Below are 4,317 nucleotides of genomic sequence, written 5' to 3'. Positions count from 1 at the left end.
AGCACTGCCAAGCACCGGGGCCGCCCCTTCTACAATCTGGCCGGTCGTCATGAGCTCATGTTTTCAGTAATGTATGATGACACCGAGCATCAGTTTGCCGTGCTGGCGGAGTTTCTGGCCTCCAAAAACTCCGCGGCCGAAATCCGGGCCATGCTGGAGACCATCAACAATAACTATGATGAAATTTCCAGCATGTGCCTGGATTCCAACATGAACTCCCGGAGCTCGCTTCTGGGTCTTATCGACCAGTCCGAGGCCATTGTGGACGAACTGGCCGGCCTGTGGCAGCCCCTGATTAAAAATCTCCGCCGGATTCTGGGGCCGGAGATCACCATTACCCCCAATGGCATTCCCAATTCTCCGGAGGCCATCCACTGGCTGTGCGAAAACCCCCGGGCGCTGTCGTACTGTCAGCCGGAGGAACTGGATTTTGTGCTGCATGGCTTTCCGGTGCGCACGGACTATGCCGCCGAGGAGGTGGTGGTGCCCAAGTACGATCTTTATGAGAACAAGGTCATCCTGGGCTTTTTCGAGCATATTCAGACCCGGATGTCCGATGTGCTCAGCTTTATCACCAAAAACAAGCAGCAGGGCATCAGAACCAGCTCGGCCTATCCCGGTTATATCAGATATGCGGATCTCGTGCGGGAATTCGGCTTTGATCAGCTGAAGAAGCAGGAGAACCGTATTCTCAAGCTGCAGGATCGTCTTTATCTTTTATACTCGAACTTCCGCAAGATCACCGGCATCAGAGCGGGAGTGCGGCCTGCCATGCCCAAAATCACTCCCTTTGTGGCCCGGAACCGGATCTACCTGCATTTGTTCACCCTGATCAAGGAATGGTATGAGTCCAGCCGGCAGGAGCTTACCCTGAATGACTTTGCCATGCACTTTATCAAGCTGGACAAGCTCTTTGAGTTCAAGGTGCTGACCACGCTGGTGGGAGTTATTAACGAGCTCGGGGGATCCAGCCAGAAAATGGAATGGCATGACATGTCCGACAATCCGGCCGTTCAGGAGCAGCCCTTCGGCGGCGTTCCCGGAGATCGCCCCGATGAAGAGCCCTTCAATTACTACCGCTGGGTGGGGCCGGAAGGGGAATTTATTCTGGATCTCTGGTATGTGCCCCGCATCCATATGGTGGAAAAGACCTGCGACGGAGATCTGGCCGTGGTGGAGAACTTTTACAACAACCCGAATTATACGCTGACCCCGGATTTCGTGTTCCGGGTTACCTGGAAGGACAATCCGCTTATTCAGGACTGGCTTATCATGGATGCCAAGTACAGTTCGGATGAAACGGTGCGGAAGGAATCTCTGCCGTCATTGCGTTCCAAGTACATGGTATCCCTGAACCAGAAGCGGGGCGTGCCCTTCTATAATCCGGTTCAGGCCGTCTGGGCTCTTTATTCCCGGGGCGCCAATGATCAGGTTTCGGTTTATGCCCGGGCCAATCATCTGGGCGGGGAGTATCCGGCGCTGCCTTCCCTGTGCGGCATCAGGCTGGGCAGAAACGAAAGCGATCGGGATGTCTTCCGGAATATGTTCTGCGAGCTTCTTAACACTCTTAAAAAGATGCACGGCGCCTTTGCCGTTCTGGGGAGCGGCAGCAAGGGAGCCGCGCCGTCCTGAATCTTGAGGGACAGGGCGGCTTCGGGGAAAGCCCCAGACGCTGCGGAAAAGTCTCCCGCAGCCGGCAGGGCGTTTTCCCGGAAAGGGCCGAGCCACTCGCATTTTGTGTCAAAATGAGTCAAAAACGGGATTTATGCCGCCAATGACTCCGGAAACAGCTCCGGCGTATCAGCTGTTTCCGATATTGCCAGGTTTAGCTATGGAGGGAGAAGGTTCTCCCTGGATGACCGTTTAACCATGGGGTTGCTGCTGAATTCAGGTTTGGTGTCAGTGCTGTTCCCGGAGTCTCTGAAGACCCCGCCTCGGAAAAAACACGTGAACCTCACGGTGAATCTCTTTCTGGATATGAAGGAACGTGTCTGAATGTTGACCCAGTATTAATGGAGAAATCAAGAAGGAAGCCCTGATCGCAGGAGAAAAGAACGGAACCCCGGGAATTCGGGAACAGCTGAAAGCCCTGGCGTTTAAGCTAAGGTACTCTGCCGTGAAGCTGTCCCGGAACCGGCTTATGGTTGTAAGTCTTAATGAGAAGTTAATTGCCAAAACCAAGGATATAGCCGGATTTTTGCGGCGGTTTCCTATAGGGGGTCCGGTGATGCTCATATCACCGGCTTTACCGCTTCCCAGACGGAAATATGTCAGGCCTTTTCTCTTCGTCCCGGAAGAATGCCGGAGCAGGTATCAGAAGGCTGAAACCGGCAGGGCGGCGGCAGCCAGAAAGCCCGGGAGACCCAAGGGTTCCCTGAACCGGAAACAGGTACGGGGAATGCTCTGAGTTAAACGCAGCAAAGCCAAAAGGGGCTAGCCGGCAAACCAGCAAACATAAAACGCTGTATCGGATGATTTAAAACGGATTCAAGGGAGAAAACTGAGAGAGAAAGAAGAGAATCTGATGAATCAGGTGGTCGGTGATAGAGGATTTGAACCTCCGACCTTCTCGTCCCTAACGAGACGCGCTAACCAGGCTGCGCTAATCACCGAACACTGATATATGAAACAATCGACTTAACTGGTCGGTGATAGAGGATTTGAACCTCCGACCCCTTAGTCCCGAACCAAGTGCGCTACCAGGCTGCGCTAATCACCGAGTGTCTATCGTTTCGACAGGTGCTATTTTAGGTATTTCCGATTCACTGTCAAGAAAAAATTCCAAAAAAACTCATTTTTCTGAAAATTTCCTTAAAAACAGCGTTTTTTGATTATTTTGTGAGCAATTGTCCATTCTGACCGGGGGATCGGTCTGCAAAAATCGCTTTTCCGACACCTTTTTCCGGGCCTGGCGCGATTTTTGAGGCAGTTTTCAGATGGAAGCCGGGTATTCTGGGGGAATTCGTTTTCCGGATCATAGGATTCGGCCCTGTCCCTTCTTTAATCATAAGACTGAGCGCCGGCACCGGAATTTCCACGCCCCTGTGCCGATTCCCTCCTCCCTCTGCTTTAGCGCTCAAAATGCCGGTGACGGTATAATCAGAACCATACTATTTGCCCCATGCTATTACAGTTCATCTCTCCTCCGGCGAAGGTACCATGCGATGCCCAATATCACTTACTACTCTCTAAACGGCGTTATGTTCGGCAAATGGCCGGGTAAAAGCGTCAGGCAAAAGGACGGCCGGATTACCAAAACAGGCCAGATTCACCTGGGCAAGGTGATCAGCAGAGAGAAGCAGATCTTCTGGAAAAGATCCCTGGGGTACTATCATTTTGATACGGAAACTCTGGAATGCTCTGAGGTGTCTCCTGAAGACATGCCCGCGGCCCCGGCGGAACAGGACGGCGCCAGAAAAGCTCTTCCGGTTATCGTGGACTTCGGGGATGCCTATTTTCTGGATCGGCTGCTCCGCGGCATCGGCTATGATGCAGTCCTGAAAAGCATCGCCTGCCCGAATTATGCTACGCTGCGAACGATGGTGATGTTCTATATTCTGGACAGCGGCATTCCCAGGGATGCTTTGGCCTGGTACCGGCAGAATTATGTGTCGTACCTGTTTCCGGGAGCGAATATTACGAGCTTGCGGTTAACGGAGCTTTTGGTGAGCATCGGAGAGCCCGGGAGCCTGAGAACATTTTTCAGGAAGCATCTGGAGTATGTCGGGGCTTCCGCCGGGAAGGAACCCTGCCTCCTCATTGATTCAAGCTCCGCATCCCCGGACAGCGCTGCCGGAAGCTCCCAGAGACTCCTTTTGGCGGTTCAGAAGGGAACCGGGCTCCCTCTTTGCTTCGAGTGCGTCCCTGATGACACCGGGAGCATTGCCCATACCCATACCTTAAGCAGGATCTCCGCTATGCTCCGGGAACTGGGATACCGGCCTCCATGCGGTAGCGACTCCTGCTCCGACAAGAAGGCCGGAGCAGGCCAAACCGGTAATTTCGCAAGCCCGGGCGCAGAACGGTTTTTTGCGTTGGGCCGGAATTACCGCAGTCTTCGCCCTTCCGAAACATCTGACGAAAACGCTCTTCGCGGCCATCTCCTTCTGGCCTTCATTGCTTCCTTCTTTTCAGTGCTCATTAAAAACAGACTGGACAGCACCGGAGAAACATATCTGGAGCTCCCGGCGGCGTCTTACAACAAAAGTGATGAAGGCAGTTATGAAGGTCGCGATATAGACCGTGACAAAGACAGTGATGAAGAAGACGTATTCGAGATTGAACTGGAGTCAGCTTCCGGAGAAGCCCGACGTCTCG

At 53.2% G+C, this 4,317-nt stretch carries 3 protein-coding genes and 2 tRNA genes; 3 read left to right on the top strand and 2 right to left on the bottom strand.

Annotated features, from left to right (window positions below; genetic code table 11):
• Nucleotides 1-1,632 (top strand): hypothetical protein (locus ACJROR_RS09805; protein ID WP_406546923.1); only part of this gene is annotated, 1,632 nt, incomplete at its 5' end.
• 237 nt (nt 1,633-1,869) lie between these two features.
• A complete protein-coding gene (locus tag ACJROR_RS09800) occupies nt 1,870-1,995 on the top strand; it encodes a hypothetical protein (RefSeq protein WP_406546922.1) in 126 nt (41 codons plus the stop codon).
• Between the two features lie 539 nt (nt 1,996-2,534).
• Here the strand turns inward: ACJROR_RS09800 and ACJROR_RS09795 are convergent.
• Both ACJROR_RS09795 and ACJROR_RS09790 read right to left on the bottom strand, forming a co-directional pair.
• A tRNA-Pro gene (locus ACJROR_RS09795) sits at nt 2,535-2,612 on the bottom strand.
• A 30-nt stretch (nt 2,613-2,642) separates the two neighbouring features.
• Nucleotides 2,643-2,719, bottom strand: a tRNA-Pro gene (locus ACJROR_RS09790).
• Between the two features lie 445 nt (nt 2,720-3,164).
• On the opposite strand from ACJROR_RS09790, the gene ACJROR_RS09785 reads away from it, so the two are divergent.
• The coding region (locus tag ACJROR_RS09785; RefSeq protein WP_406546921.1) for a hypothetical protein at nt 3,165-4,317 on the top strand (1,153 nt) is incomplete at its 3' end.

Source organism: Succinimonas sp., assembly GCF_045225735.1.
Classification (GTDB): Bacteria; Pseudomonadota; Gammaproteobacteria; order Enterobacterales; family Succinivibrionaceae; genus Succinimonas.
Note: the sequence above shows the minus strand (reverse complement) of the source record. Positions and strands in the feature narration are given on the sequence as shown.

Excerpts from the sequence above, each read along its gene's own strand:
- ACJROR_RS09800 (WP_406546922.1), top strand. The coding sequence starts at position 1,870 with ATGGGGTTGCTGCTGAATTCAGGTTTGGTGTCAGTGCTGTTCCCGGAG.